At 72.7% G+C, this 19858-nt stretch carries 14 protein-coding genes and 2 tRNA genes; 12 read left to right on the top strand and 4 right to left on the bottom strand.

Annotation, left to right across the window (positions count from 1 at the left end):
- Positions 1-129: 129 nt before the first annotated feature.
- On the top strand, positions 130-687 hold the full coding sequence (locus ACFV6X_RS20505) for a SigE family RNA polymerase sigma factor (protein ID WP_385385453.1): 558 nt from the start codon (positions 130-132) through the stop codon (positions 685-687).
- Positions 688-838: 151 nt separating this feature from the next.
- Positions 839-2494: a long-chain fatty acid--CoA ligase gene (locus ACFV6X_RS20500; RefSeq protein WP_385385451.1), complete on the top strand. Its 1656-nt coding sequence runs from the start codon at positions 839-841 to the stop codon at positions 2492-2494.
- 348 nt (positions 2495-2842) lie between these two features.
- Here the strand turns inward: ACFV6X_RS20500 and ACFV6X_RS20495 are convergent, their stop codons facing one another.
- Together ACFV6X_RS20495 and ACFV6X_RS20490 are read right to left on the bottom strand one after the other, a co-directional pair.
- A complete protein-coding gene (locus ACFV6X_RS20495) occupies positions 2843-7273 on the bottom strand; it encodes a PAS domain-containing protein (RefSeq protein ID WP_385385449.1) in 4431 nt (1476 codons plus the stop codon).
- A 312-nt stretch (positions 7274-7585) separates the two neighbouring features.
- On the bottom strand, positions 7586-8080 hold the full coding sequence (locus tag ACFV6X_RS20490; RefSeq protein WP_385385447.1) for an SSI family serine proteinase inhibitor: 495 nt from the start codon (positions 8078-8080) through the stop codon (positions 7586-7588).
- 168 nt (positions 8081-8248) lie between these two features.
- On the opposite strand from ACFV6X_RS20490, the gene ACFV6X_RS20485 reads away from it, so the two are divergent.
- Together ACFV6X_RS20485 and ACFV6X_RS20480 are read left to right on the top strand one after the other, a co-directional pair.
- Positions 8249-8339: transfer RNA gene (locus ACFV6X_RS20485), tRNA-Ser, on the top strand.
- 191 nt (positions 8340-8530) lie between these two features.
- A tRNA-Arg gene (locus ACFV6X_RS20480) sits at positions 8531-8603 on the top strand.
- Positions 8604-8733: 130 nt separating this feature from the next.
- Here the strand turns inward: ACFV6X_RS20480 and ACFV6X_RS20475 are convergent.
- The gene (locus ACFV6X_RS20475) at positions 8734-9387 is read right to left on the bottom strand and encodes a helix-turn-helix domain-containing protein (protein ID WP_385385445.1); all 654 of its coding nucleotides are present in this window, start codon (positions 9385-9387) and stop codon (positions 8734-8736) included.
- A 143-nt stretch (positions 9388-9530) separates the two neighbouring features.
- Here ACFV6X_RS20475 and ACFV6X_RS20470 point away from each other — a divergent pair, with 143 nt between their 5' ends.
- Both ACFV6X_RS20470 and ACFV6X_RS20465 read left to right on the top strand, forming a co-directional pair.
- Positions 9531-10229 (top strand): alpha/beta hydrolase, encoded by a 699-nt coding sequence (locus ACFV6X_RS20470; protein WP_385385443.1) that lies wholly within the window; start codon positions 9531-9533, stop codon positions 10227-10229.
- A gap of 12 nt (positions 10230-10241) precedes the next feature.
- Positions 10242-10574, top strand: a complete 333-nt coding sequence (locus ACFV6X_RS20465) for a hypothetical protein (protein ID WP_385385441.1) — start codon at positions 10242-10244, stop codon at positions 10572-10574.
- A 14-nt stretch (positions 10575-10588) separates the two neighbouring features.
- Here ACFV6X_RS20465 and ACFV6X_RS20460 read toward each other — a convergent pair whose 3' ends face one another.
- Positions 10589-10954 (bottom strand): DoxX family protein, encoded by a 366-nt coding sequence (locus ACFV6X_RS20460; protein ID WP_385385439.1) that lies wholly within the window; start codon positions 10952-10954, stop codon positions 10589-10591.
- A gap of 95 nt (positions 10955-11049) precedes the next feature.
- Here ACFV6X_RS20460 and ACFV6X_RS20455 point away from each other — a divergent pair, with 95 nt between their 5' ends.
- The 6 genes from ACFV6X_RS20455 to ACFV6X_RS20430 all read left to right on the top strand — a co-directional run bounded on the left by ACFV6X_RS20455 (position 11050) and on the right by ACFV6X_RS20430 (position 19799).
- On the top strand, positions 11050-12036 hold the full coding sequence (locus ACFV6X_RS20455) for a DUF2797 domain-containing protein (protein ID WP_385385437.1): 987 nt from the start codon (positions 11050-11052) through the stop codon (positions 12034-12036).
- Between the two features lie 120 nt (positions 12037-12156).
- A complete protein-coding gene (locus ACFV6X_RS20450; RefSeq protein WP_385385435.1) occupies positions 12157-12897 on the top strand; it encodes a response regulator transcription factor in 741 nt (246 codons plus the stop codon).
- Complete coding sequence (locus tag ACFV6X_RS20445) at positions 12894-14609, top strand: sensor histidine kinase (protein WP_385385433.1); 1716 nt, start codon at positions 12894-12896, stop codon at positions 14607-14609. Before ACFV6X_RS20450 ends, ACFV6X_RS20445 begins: the two co-directional genes overlap by 4 nt.
- 14 nt (positions 14610-14623) lie before the next feature.
- A complete protein-coding gene (locus ACFV6X_RS20440; protein ID WP_385385432.1) occupies positions 14624-16003 on the top strand; it encodes a glycosyltransferase in 1380 nt (459 codons plus the stop codon).
- Positions 16000-18147 (top strand): ArnT family glycosyltransferase, encoded by a 2148-nt coding sequence (locus tag ACFV6X_RS20435; RefSeq protein ID WP_385385430.1) that lies wholly within the window; start codon positions 16000-16002, stop codon positions 18145-18147. Before ACFV6X_RS20440 ends, ACFV6X_RS20435 begins: the two co-directional genes overlap by 4 nt.
- A gap of 98 nt (positions 18148-18245) precedes the next feature.
- Positions 18246-19799, top strand: a complete 1554-nt coding sequence (locus ACFV6X_RS20430; protein ID WP_385385429.1) for an MFS transporter — start codon at positions 18246-18248, stop codon at positions 19797-19799.
- The last annotated feature ends 59 nt before the right edge of the window (positions 19800-19858 follow it).

Raw genomic sequence — 19858 nt, 5'->3', positions numbered from 1 at the left:
GCAGGCCGGGTCCACCGCTCGTCCACCTCCAGGAGGTGCAGCGGGCCCCACCTCTACACCCTGAGGGGGACCCGGCTTCGGGACCTGCGGGCGATCCGCGAGAGGGGGTCCCGAACCTAGCTTGTAGCCATGACCACACCCGTCTGCACCACCGCCTCGAACGCGGCCGCACCTCGGACGCAGACCCCCACGTACCCGTCCTTCGCGTCGTACGTCCGGGCCCGCCAGCCCGTGCTGCTGCGCACCGCCCGGTCGCTCACCGCGAACCCGTGCGACGCGGAGGACCTGCTGCAGACCGCGCTCACCAAGACGTATGTCGCCTGGGAGCGCATCGAGGACCACCGCGCGCTGGACGGCTATGTCCGCCGCGCGCTGCTGAACACCCGTACCTCGCAGTGGCGCAAGCGCCGGGTGGACGAGTTCGCCTGCGACGAGCTGCCCGAGCCCGAGCCGCTGACCGGCGGTGACGACCCGGCCGAGCAGCAGGCGCTGCGCGACGCCATGTGGCGGGCGATCATGAGACTCCCGGCCCGGCAGCGGGCGATGGTCGTCCTCAGGTACTACGAGGACCTGAGCGAGGCCCAGACGGCCGAGGTGCTCGATGTGTCCGTCGGCACGGTGAAGTCGGCGGTCTCACGGGCGCTGGGCAAGCTGCGTGAGGACGCCGAGCTCGGGCTGGTCCGCTGAGCTGAGCGGCGAGTTGTTCGTTCTCGCGGCATTCTGTCCGGCAACGTGCGGTGATCGATCAGCCGGATCTAGTGACATACCGCGCGGTATGTGCGCAGAATCAGCGCACGCCTTACCGCCGCGTAGGCAATGTCGCCCCGGGAGGACCGCCGTGCTGAGCACCATGCAGGACGTACCGCTGCTGATCTCAAGGATCCTGACCCATGGGGCCACGATCCACGGATCGTCGCAGGTGATCACCTGGACCGGCGAGGGTGATCCGCAGCGCCGCTCCTACGCCGAGATCGGCGCCCGCGCCGCCCAGCTGGCGAACGCCCTGCGTGAGGACCTCGGGGTCGAGGCCGACGACCGGGTCGCCACCCTGATGTGGAACAACGCCGAGCATGTCGAGGCGTACTTCGCGATCCCCTGCATGGGCGCGGTCCTGCACACCCTGAACCTTCGCCTCCCTGCGGAGCAGCTGGCCTGGATCGTCAACCACGCCGCCGACCGCGTGGTGATCGCCAACGGCTCCCTGCTCCCGCTGCTGGCACCCCTCCTGCCGCATCTGAAGACGCTCAAGCACGTCGTCGTCGCCGGTCCGGGCGACCGCTCCCTGCTCGCCGAGGCCGACGTCCAGGTGCACGAGTACGAGGACCTGATCGCCGACAGGCCTGTCACCTACGACTGGCCGGAGCTGGACGAGCGTCAGGCCGCCGCCATGTGCTACACCTCCGGCACCACGGGCGACCCCAAGGGCGTGGTCTACAGTCACCGTTCGATCTACCTGCACTCCATGCAGGTCAACATGACCCAGTCGATGGGCCTGACCGACGAGGACACCTCCCTCGTGGTGGTCCCCCAGTTCCACGTCAACGCCTGGGGCCTGCCGCACGCCACCTTCATGACCGGCGTCAACATGCTGATGCCGGACCGCTTCCTGCAGCCCGCCCCGCTCGCCGAGATGATCGAGCGGGAGAAGCCGACGCACGCCGCCGCGGTGCCGACCATCTGGCAGGGCCTGCTGGCCGAGCTGACCGCCAACCCGCGTGACGTCCGCTCCCTCACCCAGGTCACCATCGGCGGCTCGGCCTGCCCGCCCTCGCTCATGGCGGCCTTCGACGAGCTGGGCATGCGGGTCTGTCACGCCTGGGGCATGACCGAGACCTCCCCGCTCGGCACGGTCGCCCGTCCGCCGGCCCACGCGGTCGGCACCGACGAGGAGTTCGCCTACCGGCTCACCCAGGGCCGCTTCCCGGCGGGCGTCGAGGCCCGCCTCACCGGTCCCGGCGGCGAGCGCCTGCCCTGGGACGGCGAGTCCGCCGGCGAGCTGGAGGTCCGCGGCCCCTGGATCGCGGGCGCCTACTACAACGGCTCCGACGCCGACCCCCTGCGCCCCGCCGACAAGTTCAGCGAGGACGGTTGGCTCAAGACCGGCGACGTCGGCACGATCAGCGCCGACGGCTACCTCACCCTCACCGACCGCGCCAAGGATGTCATCAAGTCCGGCGGCGAGTGGATCTCCTCGGTGGACCTGGAGAACGCCCTGATGTCCCACCCGGACGTCGCCGAGGCCGCCGTGGTCGCCGTCCCCGACGAGAAGTGGGGCGAGCGTCCGCTGGCCACGGTGGTGCTGAAGGAGGGCGCCACGGCCGACTTCGAGACCCTGCGCGCGTTCCTGGCCGACGAGGGCAAGATCGCCAAGTGGCAGCTCCCGGAGCGCTGGACGGTCATCCCGGCCGTCCCGAAGACGAGCGTCGGCAAGTTCGACAAGAAGGTGCTGCGCCGCCGGTACGCCGAGGGGGAGCTGGACATCACCCAGCTCTGAGAGACGCACAGGTCCGTACGGCGGCGGCCTCCACCGCCGTACGGACGCGGTGGCCGGCGCGGCGTCCGACAGCGCGCTGAGAGTGATCCACGACGCACGGTGTTCGCCGCATCCGTCCGGGTCGAGTGATCGTCTAGTACGTCATGAACCTGACGTATTGAGCACGCGGCATCCCGCTCCGCCCGGTCGCCGCCGTCCCGTTCGACGACCGCACGCCGGGGCGGGGCGAATGGTGCGGGCGGGTCCTGACCGAGGAGGACGTGGCCCGCGGCGAACGCTTCTCCCGCCGGTCCGCCTCCGACTCCAGGTGACCGAGCGCAGCCGCCCCAGACCGAACGGAGCCGCCGGTCAGTTTGTCCCGATCCGCGCCAGCAGTTCCACGATCCGGCTCTGCACCTCCGTGCTCGTGGACCGCTCCGCGAGGAACAGCACCGTCTCGCCGGAGGCGAGCCGCGGCAGGTCGGCCTGGTCGACGGCGGCCGTGTAGACGACCAGCGGGGTGCGGTTGAGCTGCCCGTTCGCACGCAACCAGTCGACGATCCCGGACTGGCGCCGATGCACCTGCATCAGGTCCATCACCACCAGGTTCGGCCGGAACTGCCCCGCCAGCGTCACCGCGTCCGCGTCGCTCGCCGCCCGCGCCACCTGCATCCCGCGCCGCTCCAGCGTCGCGGTGAGCGCCAGCGCGATCTCCGCGTGCTCCTCGATGAGCAGCACGCGCGGCGGGTGCTGCTCGCTGTCCCGCGGCGCGAGGGCCTTCAGCAGGACGGCGGGGTCGGCGCCGTACGCCGCCTCGCGCGTCGCCTGCCCGAGCCCGGCCGTCACCATGACCGGTACCTCCGCCGCCACGGCCGCCTGGCGCAGCGACTGGAGCGCCGTCCGCGTGATCGGCCCGGTCAGCGGGTCCACGAACAGCGCCGCCGGGAACGCGGCGATCTGCGCGTCGACCTCCTCGCGCGAGTGCACGATCACCGGCCGGTAGCCGCGCTCGCTCAGCGCCTGCTGTGTCGACACGTCCGGCGCGGGCCACACCAGCAGCCGGCGCGGGTTGTCCAGCGGCTCCGGCGGAAGTTCGTCGTCCATCGGCTGCGGCCGCGGCGGGTCGGCGACCTCGACGGCCCCGCCGGGACCGTCCAGCGGTTCGGGACCCTCGGCGGCGTTCTCGTCCGGTGCGCCTATGGCGTACGAACGTCCGGCGCCCTCGCTCGCCGGCCCCGCGAGCCGTGACTGCCCCGACTGCTTCTGCTGGGCGGACTGCGGCTCGCCCTGCGGGTGCGGGCGCGCGGCGGCCGGTTCCGGCGGCGTGCCCAGCTTGCGGCGCCGGCCACCGGCGGTCGACTGATGCGGCGGCGGGGTGGCCCCGGCCGACGGCTGCTGCACCTGGGCCGCCTGCCGCGTGAACGGCACACCCTGACCCAGCGTCCGCACGCTGATCGCCCGGCCCTGCGTGGAGTTCGGATCCACCGGAGCGGCGGCACCGCCGGCCTCGGCGGGCAGCGGCTGCGCCATCCGCGCCTGCGTCGCGGCGGTCGGCCCGGCCGCCGCCTCCGGAGGCAGCGGGGCACCGGCGGCCGGGGGCCGCGGCGCGGGGGTCGCGGCGCCGGGCTGCTGCTTCGGCACGGGGGTGCCCGCGCCGGGCGTCTCGTCCGCACCGGCACTGGCGGGCCACTGTTGCGGGGGCGGCGTGCTGTGCGCCGGTGCCGCCTCGGCGGGCAGGGGCTGCCCGGCGGCCGGGGCCTGCGGCGGTACGGCGGCCTGCGCCGGCTGGGGCTGCGGGGGGGCGGGCCGGCCGGGGCCGGGCTGCTGTGCCGGGGCCTGCCGAGCCGGCCCGGTCGCGCCCGGCAGCGGCTGTGCGACGCCCTGCGCGGGCACGCCGGGCTGCTGCTGTGCGACGCCCTGCGCGGGCACGCCGGGCTGCTGCTGTGCGGGGACGCTCTGCGGCGGGGCGGCCGGAGCGGCCTGAGGCGGCTGAGCCATCGGAGCACCCTGGGCGGCGGAGACCGCATGGGGCTGAGGCTGGGGCTGGACGGCAGGCTGGGCCTGGGCCGGGATCGACGGGGCCGGGATCGTTTGCGCGGGCCCGCCGTTGGCCTCCGCCTGCGGGGCGGCCACCCGACGGCGGCGCCCCGTCGGCGCGCTCGCCGGATGTGGCTGCGGCGGGGTGTGGTCCGCGGACTGGTCGTGCGGTACGGCGTCGTGCCGGCCGTGATCGTCGGGGTGCTCGGCACCGGGGGAGCCCTGGTTCGGCACCTGTGCCTGCACCTGCGTCTGCGCCGGTGCTTGGGCATGGGCCTGCATCTGTGCCTGCGCCGGGCCGATCTGCGGGACGGCCTGTGGACCGGCCTGCCCCGGCACCTGGACGGCCGCCGGCGCCGGACCCTGAGGCTGCCCGGGCGCCGGAACCGTCGCCTGAGCCGCCGCACCCCGATCCGCCTCGGCGGGCGGGAGCGCGAACACCGTGCGCGGGCCGGTCTCCTGCGCGGCGGCCCGTTCCTGCGCGGCCGCGAGCGCCCGCCGCCGACGCCCGGTCGACTGCTGCTGCCCCTCGGCACCGGCCCCGGCCGGCACGACCGCGGCGGACGTGTCGGGCGCCGGTGCCGCCGTGGTGTCCGGGGCTCCGGCGGGCAACGCCGCAGGCAGAGCGTGCTGTTCGCCCGCCGCCCGCCGGGCCCGCCGCCCGCCACCGGAACCGGGTACGCCCTGCGGCGGTACCGTCCCGCCCAGGCCGTTCGCGGCCGCCGCGGTCCCCGCGGCATGCTCGGCGGCGGTGACGACGGCGCCCGCGCTGACGTCGTCCCCCGCCGCGTCGTCCGTCGCAGCGCCCGGCAGCGCGAGCTCGGCGCCCTCGGCCGGCCGCCCGCGCCGCCGCCCGGTACCGCCACCGGCCTCACCGGGGTCGGCCGCAGCGGGTGCCGGCGCCACCTCGGGCGCGGCCCGCCGCCGCCGGCGTCCGGTCGGAGCGGCGGCCTCGATCTCGGCGGCCTTGGCCTGGGCCTGCGGCCCCTCGATCTCCAGGAACGCGTCCACGGAGGCACGCCGTGCCCGCCGCCGCCCGCCGCCGGAGGTCTCCTCCGCCTCGGGCGCGGCTTCCGGCACGGCCGGAGCGGCAACGGCCCCCGCCCCGCCGCCGAGCGGCACTTCCAGCACGTACGCGCTGCCGCTCATGCCCGGCACCTCGTGCGTCTGGAGCACACCGCCGTGCGCGCGCACGATGCCGCGCACGATCGGCTCGTGCACCGGGTCTCCCCCGGCGTACGGCCCGCGCACCTCGATCCGTACGACCTCGCCGCGCTGTGCCGCCGCGACCACGACCGTGTTGTCCATGTAACCGCCCGCCGAGACGGGCGCGTTGCCGGTCGCGTCGACGCCCGCCACGTCCGCGACGAGATGCGCGAGCGCGGTGGCGAGGCGCTGAGGGTCGACCTCGGCCTCGATGGGCGGCGCGTGCACGGCGAACTGCACGCGCCCCGGGCCGACGAGTTCGACGGCGCCGTCGACCCCGGCCGCGACGACCGCGTCGAGCATGACCTTCGTCCGCGTGATCGTCTCGGCCCCGGCGTCGATCCGCTGGTAGGCGAGGACGTTGTCGATGAGCTGGGTGATCCGGGAGTACCCGGCGGAGAGGTGGTGCAGGACCTGGTTGGCCTCGGGCCACAGCTGGCCGGCGTCGTCGGCGGCGAGGGCCGCGAGATCGCGGCGCAGTTCGTCGAGCGGCCCGCGCAGCGAGCGGGCGAGCAGCGTCAGCAGCTGGTCGTGGCGCCCGGCCAGGGCCTCGTAGCGGTCCTTCTCCCGCTCGGCGAGCGCGGCGTACCGCTCCTCGCCGGCCGCCACCTCCTCCGTGTGCTGCTCGCGCAGCTCCTCCAGCTCGGTGACGTGCTGCTGGCGCAGGGCGGTGAGGTCCGAGGCGTGCTCCTCGGAGAGCCGCTCCAGTTCCTCGGCGTGCCGCTTCTCGACGGCGGACTTCTCCTCGGCGAGGACGTCGTACGGGCGCCGGTCCGCGAAGGTCATCACGGCGCCGACGAGCTGGTCGCCGTCCCGGACGGGCGCGGTCGTGAGGTCGACGGAGACCTTGTCCCCGCCCTTGGACCACAACACCTGCCCCCGCACCCGGTGCTTGCGCCCGGAGCGCAGGGTGTCGGCGAGCGCGGACTCCTCGTACGGGAAGGGCGAACCGTCGGCGCGGGAGTGGAGGACGAGGTTGTGCAGCTCCTTGCCGCCGAGTTCACCGGCGCGGTAGCCGAGGATCTGGGCGGCGGCCGGGTTGACGAGCACGATCCGGCCGTCGGTGTCGGTGCCGACGACGCCCTCGGACGCGGCCCGCAGGATCATCTCGGTCTGCCGCTGCGAGCGGGCCAGCTCGGCCTCTGTGTCGACGGTGCCGGACAGGTCGCGCACGACGAGCATCAGCAGCTCGTCGCTGGTGTAGCCGTAACTGTCGTAGGCCTGCTGACCGTTCTCCAGGTTCGCGCTGGTGACCTCGACGGGGAACTCGCTGCCGTCCGTCCGCCGGGCGGTCATCCGGGTCGGCTTGGTCCGCCCGCGCGGGTCGATGTGGTCGGGGCGCCGCATGGAGCCCGGGATGAGCTTCGAGTCGAACTGGGGCAGCAGATCCAGCAGCCCGCGCCCGACCAGGGCGGTGCCGGGCGTCTCGAAGGCCTCCAGCGCGATGGTGTTCGCGTTGACGACGGTCCCGTTGGCGTTGACCAGCACCAACGCGTCGGGCAGCGCGTCCAGTATGGCTGCGAGGCGAGCAGCGCCTCGGGATGGCCTGCTGCTCACGAGACGCTTCCCTCCTGTTACCGCACCTTGCCGACCGCTCGGGCCATCTTGCCAACCTGCCCGCGACGTGTCACGCGAGGGAGTCTAAGGGCTGGGGTTGTCCTCGCGACGCTGGATGAGAGAGAGGTCGCACGACGAAGTGACACCGAACGGGAGTGCGTACCGGCTCTCGGCACACCACCGCCACGCGCCGTTTGCGCCGCCTGCGCCGGATCTTTACGTGAGGGAGCGGGGGGAGGGCGGGGGCGCGGCTCGGGGATGGCAGGGGTGAGGCTCATGGGTGGGTCCGTGAAAGCGGTGGCTGTCGGGCGCCTAGGCGTGGCCCGCTTCGGGGAGCAACGGGACGAGCCGGTCCCAGCGGGCGATCTCGCAACCGTTGCTGCGGTCGAACGTGGCATCGACGGGGCGTCCGGCCCACGTCCCGGTGACGCGCGCGGTGGCGGGACCGCCGTACTGCATGGTGCACATGGTGTCCCGGGGCACCGGCGCGAAGACGCCCCGTCCCCACCGGGTCTCCCTCTCCAGCGTCTGACAGGCTCCGTCGGCGTCCGGGTGACTCCCGCCACTCGGATGGCATCGCACCTCGAAAGTCCCGTCGGCACCACCGCTCACACCGCTGACGGTGACGGTGAGGTGATCGGCCTCGGCGTGGGGGTGTCCGCGGTGCTGGCCGAGGGAGCCGAGCGGGCCGAGGAGAGGGGAGGGCGGGGCGGCGGCCGCGGGTGCGGACAGGGAGGTGAGCGCGGCGAGGGAGGCGCCGGCGGCGAGGGCGAGCCGGGGCAGCGTGAGACTCATGACCTGCAACATGACCTGACCAACGCCTCACGCCCCCGGATGTTGCGCGCGCCCCACCGGCGGGGAAGCCCTTTGCCCTGCGGCCCGGCTGCCTAGTACCGTGGGGGGCGATTGGTGACAGCACGCTCGACTGTGTCATCATCTGCACACACCGCTCGCGCACGCGAGAGCGGCTGTGCTGGAGGCGTCGCCTAGTCCGGTCTATGGCGCCGCACTGCTAATGCGGTTTGGGCCTTAAAGCCCATCGAGGGTTCAAATCCCTCCGCCTCCGCCCATCACCGAAGCCCTGGTCCTCCCCGGACCGGGGCTTCGGTCGTCTCGGGGCTCTGAATGGCGTTTGCGCAGGTCACAAGGGGTGCGGCTAACGGATTTCACATGACGGCGGCAGTCATGTAATGTTCTTCCTGTCGCCGCGAGCGGGCCGGAAGGGCCGGGAGCGGCGGGAAAACAGAACACAGACAAGCACTCGTAGCTTAACGGATAGAGCATCTGACTACGGATCAGAAGGTTGCAGGTTCGAATCCTGCCGAGTGCACACAGGTTGGAGGCCCCGGAGAGATCCGGGGCCTCTGGCGTTTTCTCATGCGCCGTGCGACCGGTGGCTCAACTTCGGTTGCCGGTGGCCGCCTGAGCGCGTGTGCCCCTCGTCCAGGAGGTGAGGAAGCTCAGGGCCTGGTGGGAGGGTGAGCCGGGTCGGCGACGGGGTGGTGCAGGAGCTTGGTGCCGCTGGTCTTGTTCGCGACGTCGTGCGAGGCCCACCACTGCCGGAAGTCCGCGTCCCGCACGGACACCTCGCCGGCCAGGGCGGCCAAGCGGGAATCGGTGGGCGACTGGGCTGCTTCCATACGCAGGAACGCGACACAGGTGCGCGCCGTGCTCTCCCAGTCGTCGAAAAGATTCCGTACGGCGGGGTCCAGGAATGCGAGAAGGACGTGATTCCGCTGAGATTCCGGAACCGCCGAGAAGTCCGTGATCAATGCGGCAGCCAGAGCATTCCATGCGAGAACGTCCATATATCTGCCCGGGGCCAAGGTCGGAGATTCGCTGAGCTGGTCCAGCATCCGCTGCCACGGGGGGCGCACGCATCGTGCGGTACGGCGGCGGGGTCGGGCGGTGTCCTTTCCGGCCAGGCCGTACAGATACGTCCGCTGGTCCTCGTCCAGGCGCAGCGCGCGGGCGAGGGCGGCCAGTACCCGGGCGGACGCCGGGAGGCTGCCCTGTTCGAGGCGGGTGTAGCAGTCGGTGCTGATCGACGCGAGCTGCGCGACTTCTGGAAGATCGTGGACAGGAAGGTTTCCTCCTATGTGGTAAGCCTCCACTTCCGGCGTGCAGATCGGCGTGTGAGTCCGGCTTTGCGCCCGGCGATCCCGTATCGGGTGGCCGTGAAATACGGATTCACCGGAATTCCTCTACTCCCCCCATGAAGGCGCAAGGCCGAGTCTCTGCGCAGAAGAAACAGATCATGAAGACGAACGTCAGTTCTGTCAGCAACGGCCTGAAGGTCGCCGGGCACCTCCATCTCCCGGACGGCCACACCGGCGGCCGCCGCGCTGCCGTCGTGGTGTCACACCCCTTCGGCGGGGTGAAGGAGCAGACGGCCGGTCTGTACGCCCAGCGGCTGGCCGCAGAGGGCTTCGTCGCCGTGGCCTTCGACGCCTCCTACCAGGGCGAGAGCGAGGGAGGGCCGCGGTTCCTGGGGAACCCCTTCGCCCGTGCCGAGGACATCAGGAGCGCCGTGACCTTCCTGACCACCCGCGAAGAGGTGGACCCCGAGCGTATCGGCGCCCTGGGCATCTGCGCGTCGGGCGGATACGTCCCCTACGCCGCGCAGACCGAGCGTCGCATCAAGGCCGTCGCCGCGGTCAGCGGCGTGGACATGGGCGCGCTCCACCGTGAGGGCCTCGGCGGCGGTCAGAGCGAGGACGTCATCCGCGGCATGCTGGAGCAGCCCGGGAGGGACCGTACCGCGCAGGCCCGTGGTGAAGAGCCCCGCCTGGAGAAGGAACTGTTCTGGATCGACGGCGCCACCCACATCGACCTCTACCCTGACCCGCCGACACAAAGGCAGGACGTACGCAGGGCAACGTCTGGTGCGGATGCGCAAGTTGCGGCGGCTGTACGGGTGATTAGAGTTGTTATATCCGTATCAAAGTTCGTGTGAGAGGGGGCAGGCATGCCCGCTTCACGAAGAGGGGCCGCCGTCCTGAGTTCGGCTGTCATCGCCTTGAGTCTCGGTCTGATGCCGGTCACCTTCCAGCAGGCCACAGCGGCCACGCCCAGTGGGACTCATGTCGGTACGGCGACGCTGGTGCCTGAGCAGAGCCGGGACTACAGGCGGGGCTTCAGCGACGGTTTCAAGCAGGGCTTCCGCCAGGGCGAGCGTAAGTGCGACCAGCACGACAACCGCCGGGCACTCACCGGTTTCCCCGAGCAGAGCAGGGACTACCGACGGGGTTACAAGGACGGTTTCAACGTCGGGTACCGCACGGGGCAGCGGTCCTGCTGACCAGGTAGGTGTCCTCATCGACCGGTCAGGTGGGCCACGTTCAGCAGCAGAGTCGCCAGGGACAGGGTGAAGTACGCCGACCACGCGCCCAGTTGGGTGTCGTGGACCCGCAGGTGGGCGCCGAGGGCGGCCAGGAAGCACAGGACCGGGCCCGCCGCCGCGAGCGTGCCGAGCGCGGGGACGGCCAGGCCGGTCAGGAGCCCGAGCGAGGCCGCCGCGAGGCGGGTGCCCAAGGGGCGGATCCAGGAATGCGGGATGCCGAGGCGGTCCGCCTGAACCCTGGGGTAGGGGTGGCCGATCAGGTCGGCGACGGCCGCGCTCGCGGTGGCCGTGGTGGTGAGGAGGGTGAGGAGGAGGCAGGGCAGGAAGAGGCTGGACATGTCGGCTCCGCTTGGTCGGTGGTCACTGGCTGGACGGGCGGGTGGGCCGGAGGTGACCGGCCGTTGTCAGTGGCTGCGCCTACGCTCGGACGTTGATGGCTGACGTGTGGAAGTGCTCGGGGCTGCGGTGGGCGGGCGGTGGACCCGTGCTCGCCTGGAGCGGGGGCCGGTGGAGCGCCCTGAGCTGGGGGAAGCGGGTCGCCTTCGGCGTCGCGGAAGGGGGTGTCCGGACGTGCGTGGGGGCTCGCGGGCACGCGTGTCCCCTGGGGGTCGTCGTGGCGGGAAGGAGTACGGGGGCCCGGTGCGAGGAGTGTGCTCGGCTGGACCGGGCGCATTCCGTGGCCGCCGATGCCGTGCCCGACGAGCCGCGGGCCTATCACGTGTATCTGGCGTGGTTCGGGCCCGGGATGGTGAAGGTCGGGATCACCGCCGTGGAGCGCGGCGAGGCCCGCCTGCTGGAACAGGGGGCCGTCTGTTTCAGCTGGCTGGGGGCCGGGCCCTTGATGGCCGCGCGGCGGGCCGAGGAGATGCTGCGGGCCGCGTCGCGGGTGCCCGATCGGATTCCGTACGCCGCCAAGCGGGCCGTGCGTGCCGGGTTGCCCGAGACCGAGGCGGAGCGGGCGGCCGAGATCGCGGAGCTGCACGCGCGGGCCACCACTCTCGCGGCGTGGCCGGAGTCGCTGGAGCGCAAGCCGTTCCGGGCCGTCGATCATGTGCGGGCGTTCGGGCTGGACGGGGCGCCGGGCGCCGTCGGAGAAGTGAGCGAACTCGTCGCCGGCGGGGTGGTGAGCGGCGAGCTGGTGGCTGCCGCCGGGCCCGATCTGCATCTCGATGTCGGCGGACGCGTGGTGGTGCTGGACACACGGCTCATGTGCGGCTGGGAGTTGATCACTTCACCCGCCGCAGCCCCCTCGCCGGGCGCTGCTCCGTCACCCGGCGCTGCTGTGTCGTCTGCGGCGGCTTCCTCGACTCCCGCTCGGTCTGTTGGCGCAGCTCCGTCGCCCGCGGGCCCAGCAGGGGCCCTCTCCTTCCCCGTCCGTGAGTTCCCGCGGGCGGAGGCCCTGCAGGACGGCTTGTTCTGAGTTCTCCTCCGGGTCCCTGAGGGCTTCCCCGGTGCCCCCTGTCACCCGCCTGTGCGTTTCTCAGGCAAATCACAGGTTGCCGCAAGGGCCCTCTAAGAGGCGGCCGTCAGGGTGTTCGGCATGACCACGATCTCGCCCCAGGGGCGCACCGAACTGCTGAGGCCGGACGGGAGCCCCGTCCGGGTGCTTGTGGTGGACGACGAGATGCCGATCACCGAGCTGCTGTCGATGGCCCTGCGCTACGAGGGCTGGCAGATACGCAGCGCCGGGGACGGCCAGGGCGCCGTACGGACCGCGCGGGAGTTCCGGCCCGACGCCGTCGTGCTCGACATGATGCTGCCGGACATGGACGGGCTGGCCGTGCTCGGCCGGCTGCGGCGGGAGCTGCCGGACGTGCCGGTGCTGTTCCTGACCGCCAAGGAAGCCGTCGAGGACCGCATCGCCGGACTCACCGCGGGTGGGGACGACTACGTCACCAAGCCGTTCTCCCTGGAGGAGGTCGTCGCGCGGCTGCGCGGGCTGATCCGGCGGGCCGGCGCCGCCGACCGGCACTCGGACTCCGTGCTCGTCGTCGGCGACCTCACGCTCGACGAGGACAGCCACGAGGTGACGCGGGCCGGCGTGGGCATCCATCTCACCGCCACCGAGTTCGAGCTGCTGCGCTTCCTGATGCGCAATCCGCGGCGCGTGCTCAGCAAGGCGCAGATCCTCGACCGGGTCTGGTCCTACGACTTCGGCGGGCAGGCCAACGTCGTCGAGCTGTACATCTCGTATCTGCGGCGGAAGATCGACGCCGGCCGGGAGCCGATGATCCACACCCGGCGCGGGGCGGGTTACCTGATCAAGCCTGCCGTGTCATGACCCGGCGACGGCAGCCGCGTACGCGACGGCGCGTTGGGCGGGTGGGCCGGCCGCGCACTCTGCGGACCCGGCTCGTCGTCGCCTCGGTGGTGCTGATCGCGGTGGTGTGCGCGGTGATCGGCTCGGTCACGACGCTCGCGCTGCGCTCCCATCTCTACGACCAGCTGGACGGCCGGCTCGGCGAGGCCATGGCACGGGCGGTGGGCAGACCGCCCGGTGGCAAGCCCGACGCCGACGGGATTCCCGAGAACCGGGAGCAGCCGAGGACCGACCTCGCCGAGTTCGTCACGCGAGGCCCGCAGGCCAGCGGCACGATCGCGGCCGAGGTGCACGACGGCAGGATCACCGACGCCAGGGTCGGCGACAAGACCGACACGTACCGGATGAGCGCCGGAACGCCGAGCGCCGCACAGATCGAGGTGCTCAACTCCGTGGCGCGAGACGGCCGCAGGCACACCGTGGACATCCCGGGGCTGGGCCGCTACCGCGTCGAGTACCGCACAGGCGGCGACGGCACCGGCTACTACGTGGCCCTGTCCACCGCCGACGTCACCAGCACCATCCGGACGCTGATCCTCGTCGAGATCAGCGTCACCGCCGCCGGCCTGATCGCCGCCTCGCTCGCCGGCGCCGTCATCGTCGGCGTCGCCACGCGCCCCCTGCGCAAGGTCGCCGCCACCGCCACCCGGGTCTCCGAACTGCCCCTGCACTCCGGCGAGGTCAACCTCAGTGAGCGCGTCCCCGAGTCCGAGACCGACCCGCGGACGGAGGTCGGCCAGGTCGGCGCCGCGCTCAACCGCATGCTCGACCATGTGCACGACGCGCTGCGCGCACGGCAGCGGAGCGAGACGCGGGTACGGCAGTTCGTCGCGGACGCCGGCCATGAGCTGCGCACGCCCCTCGCCTCCATCCGCGGGTACGCCGAACTGACCAGGCGGGGACGGGAGCAGGCCGGGCCGGACACCCGGCACGCGCTCGGCCGGATCGAGTCCGAGGCGGGCCGGATGACCCTGCTGGTCGAGGACCTCCTGCTGCTCGCCCGTCTCGACGCCGGCCGGCCGCTGCGGTTCGAGCAGACCGATCTCGTACCGCTCGTCGTGGACACCGTCAGCGACGCCCGGGTCGCGGGGGCGGACCACGTCTGGCGGCTCGACCTGCCCGACGAACCCGCGCCGGTGCGGGCGGACGCCGCCCGCCTGCAACAGGTGCTCGTCAATCTGCTCGCCAACGCGCGCACCCACACCCCGCCCGGTACGACCGTCACCGCGCGGGTCCACGAGCGCGGGCCGTGGCTGTGCGTGGACGTCCAGGACGACGGGCAGGGCATCCCGCCCGCACTGCTCCCGCATGTCTTCGAACGGTTCGCGCGCGGCGACTCGGCACGCTCCCGGGCGACGGGTTCGACGGGCCTGGGGCTCGCCATCGTGCAGGCCGTCGCGGCCGCGCACGGCGGTGCCGTGACCGTGGACAGCGCGCCCGGGCGGACCGTGTTCAGGGTCCACCTCCCCGCGCTCGCCCAGGAGTCCGCGCTCGCCCCGGATCCCGTCCACGGCTCGGAGCCCGTCCACGGCTCGGAGCCCGTCCCCGTACCGGAGCCAGTCCCCGTACCGGAGCCCGCGCTCCCCCCGCAGTCCGGTCCCACCACGAACCGGCAGGCGGCGTACTCACAGCCGCACCACAGCCTCGACACACGGGCGCGACAGGGGGCTTGAGAAGGGTCGGTCCCATGCGAACCGACTCTTCTCCCGGCCCTCTCCCGGCCCGGGAGCACCTCCCGGCCACGGACGCCCGTACGCCTGTCCTGGACGTGGTGATTCCCGTCCACAACGAGGAGAAGGACCTCCAGCCCTGTGTGCTCCGGCTCCACGAGCACCTGACGCGGACCTTCCCGTACCCGTTCCGCATCACCGTCGCGGACAACGCCTCGACCGACGCCACACCACGCGTGTCCGCGCGGCTGGAGGAGCGGCTCGCGGAGGTACGGGCCTTCCGGCTGGAGCAGAAGGGCCGCGGCCGCGCCCTCGCCACCGTCTGGTCGGCCTCCGACGCCCCGGTCCTCGCCTACATGGACGTCGACCTGTCGACCGACCTCAACGCGCTGCTCCCCCTCGTCGCCCCGCTGATCTCCGGCCACTCCGACCTGGCGATCGGCTCGCGGCTGGCCCGTACCTCGCGGGTGGTGCGCGGCGCCGGGCGGGAGTTCATCTCCCGCTCCTACAACCTCATCCTGCGCGGCTTGCTCCAGGCCCGCTTCACGGACGCCCAGTGCGGCTTCAAGGCCGTCCGGCGCGATGTCGCCCAGGTGCTGCTGCCGCTCGTCGAGGATAGCGGCTGGTTCTTCGACACCGAGATGCTGGTGCTCGCGGAGCGGGCCGGACTGCGCATCCACGAGGTGCCGGTCGACTGGGTCGACGACCCCGACTCCTCCGTGCGCCTCGTGCGGACGGCGACCGACGACCTCAAGGGCGTGTGGCGGGTCGGCAGGGCCCTGGCCACCGGATCGCTGCCGCTGGACCGGCTGACCCGGCCGTTCGGCGACGATCCGCGGGACCGCGAACTGACCGGCGTGCCCATGGGACTGGCCCGGCAGCTGCTCGGATTCTGTGTCGTCGGCGGGCTGTCCACCCTCTTCCACCTGCTGCTCTACAGCGTCTTCCGTGGCTTCAGCGGCTCGCAGACGGCCAACGCGCTCGCCCTGCTCGTCTCCGCGCTGGCCAACACGGCAGCCAACCGCCGGCTCACCTTCGGGGTGCGCGGCCGCGCCGGGGCGGTCCGCCACCAGGCGCAGGGCCTGGTCGTGTTCGGCATCGGCCTCGTCCTCACCAGCGGCTCGCTCGCCGCCCTCGGCACCGCGACGGACAGCCCCGGCCACTCCACCGAGCTGGGCGTCCTGATCGCCGCCAACCTCGCGGCGACCGTGCTGCGGTTCCTGCTGCTGCGGGCGTGGGTGTTCCCGGAGCGGCGGGAGCACGGCACGCCTGTCGCCGCGCGCGAAGCGGCGTACCCGTCCACCACCCACCCCGTCCGCGCCGGTGCCGCCGGGGCGCGCACCACCTGGGGCGACGCGACGCGCCCGCACGACACCGATCAGGGGGACCTCCGATGACGACGAGCACCGCCCCGCAGTCCCCGCCGTCCCGCCCACCGGCGGCGCCCGCGTCCGACGCACCCGGGCAGTCCTTCGTGCGACGGCTCCGGCGAGGACGCCCCGAGGACCCCCGCTGGGTCCGCCCGGCCTTCCTGGCCGCGCTGCTCGCCGTCGGCGCGCTGTACACCTGGAACCTCACCGCCTCCGGATACGCCAACTCCTTCTACTCGGCGGCCGTCCAGGCCGGCAGCCAGTCGTGGAAGGCGTTCTTCTTCGGCTCGCTGGACGCGGCGAACGCCATCACCGTCGACAAGCCCCCGGCCTCGCTGTGGCCGATGGCCCTGTCGGTGCGGCTCCTCGGGCTCAACTCGTTCGCGATCCTGTTCCCGCAGGTGCTGATGGCGGTCGGGACGGCGGGTGTGCTGTACGCGTCCGTGCGCCGCCGGTTCTCGGCCTTCGCCGGGCTGCTCACCGTCGCGGTCCTCGCGCTGACGCCGGTCGCCGCGCTGATGTTCCGCTTCAACAACCCCGACGCGGCCCTCGCCCTGCTGATGGCCACCGCCGTCCACTGCACCCAGCGCGCCCTGGAGAAGGCGCGGACCAGGTGGCTGGTGTGGGCCGGAGTCGCGATCGGGCTCGCCTTCCTCGTCAAGACGCTCCAGGCCTTCCTGATCCTGCCGGTGCTCGCCCTCGTGTATGTCGTCCTCGCGCCGACGACCGTGCGCAGGCGGATCGGGCAGGTGCTGCTCGCCGGGCTCGCGATGGTCGTCGCGGGCGGCTGGTGGGTGGCGGTCGTCGAGCTGTGGCCGGCGTCATCCCGCCCGTACGTCGGCGGCTCGCAGAACAACTCCTTCATGGAGCTGACCTTCGGCTACAACGGCCTCGGCCGGATCAACGGCGAGGAGACCGGCAGCGTCGGCGGCGGCGGTGGCCGGGGCGGCGGCTGGGGCGAGACCGGCTGGGACCGGATGTTCGGCGCCGGCATCGGCGGCCAGATCTCGTGGCTGATCCCCGCCGCGCTCATCCTGCTGGTGGCCGCCCTGGTCCTCACGCGCAGGCTGAGGCGCGCGGACGTCACCCGCGCGGCCTTCCTGCTCTGGGGCGGCTCGCTGCTGATCACCATGGTGATCTTCAGTTTCATGCGGGGCATCTTCCACGAGTACTACACCGTCGCCCTGGCCCCCTACATCGCCCCGCTGGTCGGCATGGGCGCGGCCCTGCTGTGGCAGGAGCGCGGCCGGACCTGGGTCTCGCTGACACTCGCCGCCGCGACGACGGCCACCGCGGCCTGGGGGTACGTCCTTCTGAACCGCTCCTCCGACTATCTCCCGTGGCTCAAGTGGGTCGTGCTGGTGGTCGGGCCGACGGCCGCGCTGGGGCTGGTGTTCCTGAACCGGCTCGCGCGTCGACCGGCGCTCGCCGTCGTGGCGTTGGCCGCCGTGACGGGGCTGGCCGGACCGGCCGCGTACACGCTCACCACGCTGGGCGAGGGCCACACCGGATCGATCGTGACGGCGGGTCCGTCCGTACAGGGCGGCATGGGCGGTGGCCCTCGCGGCGGCGACACGGGGGGCGGCCCCGGCGGGGGCGGCTTCCCGGGCGGCGGCCAGAACCAGGGTCAAGGACAGGGCCAGGGCCAGGGCCAGGACGGCGGCATGGGCGGGCCTCCGACCGGCGGCACCGGCGGCCTCCCCAACCAGCAGGGCCAGAACAGCCGGAACCGACAGGGCGACACCCTCCCCGGCGGCGGAACACGCGAAGGCGCCGGAGGGATGGGGGGAGTCGGCGGAATACTCGACGGCGCCGGCGTCACCGACGAGGCGAAGGAACTGCTGGAGAAGGACGCGGGTGACCACACCTGGGTCGCCGCCGCCGTCGGCGCCCAGAACGCCGCGAGTCACCAACTCGCGACCGGTGACCCCGTGATGGCGATCGGCGGCTTCAACGGCACCGATCCCTCGCCGACCCTGGCCGAGTTCCAGCAGTACGTGGCGGACGGCAGGATCCACTACTTCGTCGCCGGAGGTGGCGGCGGTGGCGGCGGCACGGGCGGCGACGGCGACAGCACGTCGGCGCAGATCACCTCCTGGGTCCAGGAGAACTTCAAGGAGGTGAAGGCCGGTTCGGCCACGTTCTACGACCTGACACAGCCGGCGAGCTGATGCCCGACACCTCGAATCCCGTCGTACAGGCGTCGGCCGGCGCTCGTGCGGCGGGATTCTCTTGTACACCGTATGGGGACTGCTATACGGTGTATGGCATGTCGACGACCTCCCACGTCAAGGCCCCCGGACAGACGCCGGCCGGTCACCCGCAGCGCTGGCTGATCCTCGGGGTGATCTGCCTCGCGCAGCTCACCGTGCTGCTGGACAACACCGTGCTGAACGTGGCGATCCCCTCCCTGACCCAGGAGCTGGACGCGGCCACCTCCGACATCCAGTGGATGATCAACGCCTACTCGCTCGTGCAGTCGGGTCTGCTGCTCAGCGCGGGCGGCGCCGCCGACCGCTACGGCCGCAAGAAGATGCTGATCGCCGGTCTGGCGCTGTTCGGGGTCGGCTCGCTGGTGGCCGGTGTCGCGGACACCACCGGACAGCTGATCGCCGCACGGGCCGGGATGGGCGTCGGTGGCGCGCTGCTGCTGACCACCACCCTCGCCGTGGCGATGCAGATCTTCGCGCCCGAGGAGCACCCCAAGGCGATCGGCATCTGGAGCGCCGTCAACGCGCTGGGCTTCGCGACGGGTCCGCTGATCGGCGGGTTCATGCTGGACCACTTCTGGTGGGGCGCGATCTTCCTGATCAACCTGCCGGTCGTGGCGGTCGGCCTGGTCGCGGTGGTGGCGCTGGTGCCCGAGTCGAAGAACCCTCGGGGCGACCGGCCCGACCTGCTCGGTGCGCTGCTCTCCACGATCGGCATGGCCTCGCTGGTGTTCGCGATCATCTCCGGGCCGGAGCACGGGTGGACGTCGGGCCAGGTGCTGGCCGGTGGGGGCGTCGCGGTGGTCGTGCTCGCGCTGTTCGCCTGGTGGGAGAGCAGGATTCCGTACCCGATGCTCGATCTGCACTTCTTCCGGGACCAGCGGTTCACGGGCGCGGTGGCCGGTGCGGTGCTGATCACCTTCGGCATGGGCGGCGCGCTGTTCCTGCTCACGCAGCATCTCCAGTTCGTGCTCGGGTACGAGCCGCTGGAGGCCGGCCTGCGGACGGCGCCGCTCGCCCTCGTCGTGGTGCTGCTCAACTTCTCGGGGCTGTCGGCGAAGTGGATGGTCGAACTCGGTACGCCGGTCGCCATCGGGCTCGGCATGGTGATGATGTCGGGCGGGCTCGTGTCGATCGCGACGCTGGCCTCCGAGGGGTACGCCGGGACGCTGCTGGGGCTGGTGCTGATCGGCGTGGGCTGCGCCATCGCCAACCCCGCGATGGCGCACGCCATCATGAGCGCGATTCCGCCCGCCAAGGCCGGGATGGGCGCCGGGATCAACGGCACGCTCGCGGAGTTCGGCAACGGCCTGGGCGTCGCGGTCCTCGGCGCCGTGCTCAACTCCCGGTTCGCCGCGCTCGTTCCGGTCGCCGCGACGTCGCTGCCGGCCGCGCTGGCCTCGGCGGGGTCGTCGGCGGAGCGGCAGGAGATCACCGACGCGTTCTCGTCCGGGCTGCGGGCCAGCCTGCTGGTCGGTTCGGTGGCCGTGCTGCTGGGCGGGCTCCTGGCGGCCGCGTTGCTCAAGCGGGCGGAGCGAGGGGAGCGGGGGGAGCAGACCGAACGGGCGGAGCGGGAGGACCCGGCGGAGCGCGAGGAGCCGGCGGACGCCTGAGAGCCCGTGCCCCTTCGGGGGCGGCGCGGCCTAGCCTTGTGAGCGGGGACCACTGTCGA

It is taken from the genome of Streptomyces sp. NPDC059861 (genome assembly GCF_042731435.1).
Taxonomy (GTDB): domain Bacteria; phylum Actinomycetota; class Actinomycetes; order Streptomycetales; family Streptomycetaceae; genus Streptomyces.
Note: the sequence above shows the minus strand (reverse complement) of the source record. Positions and strands in the feature narration are given on the sequence as shown.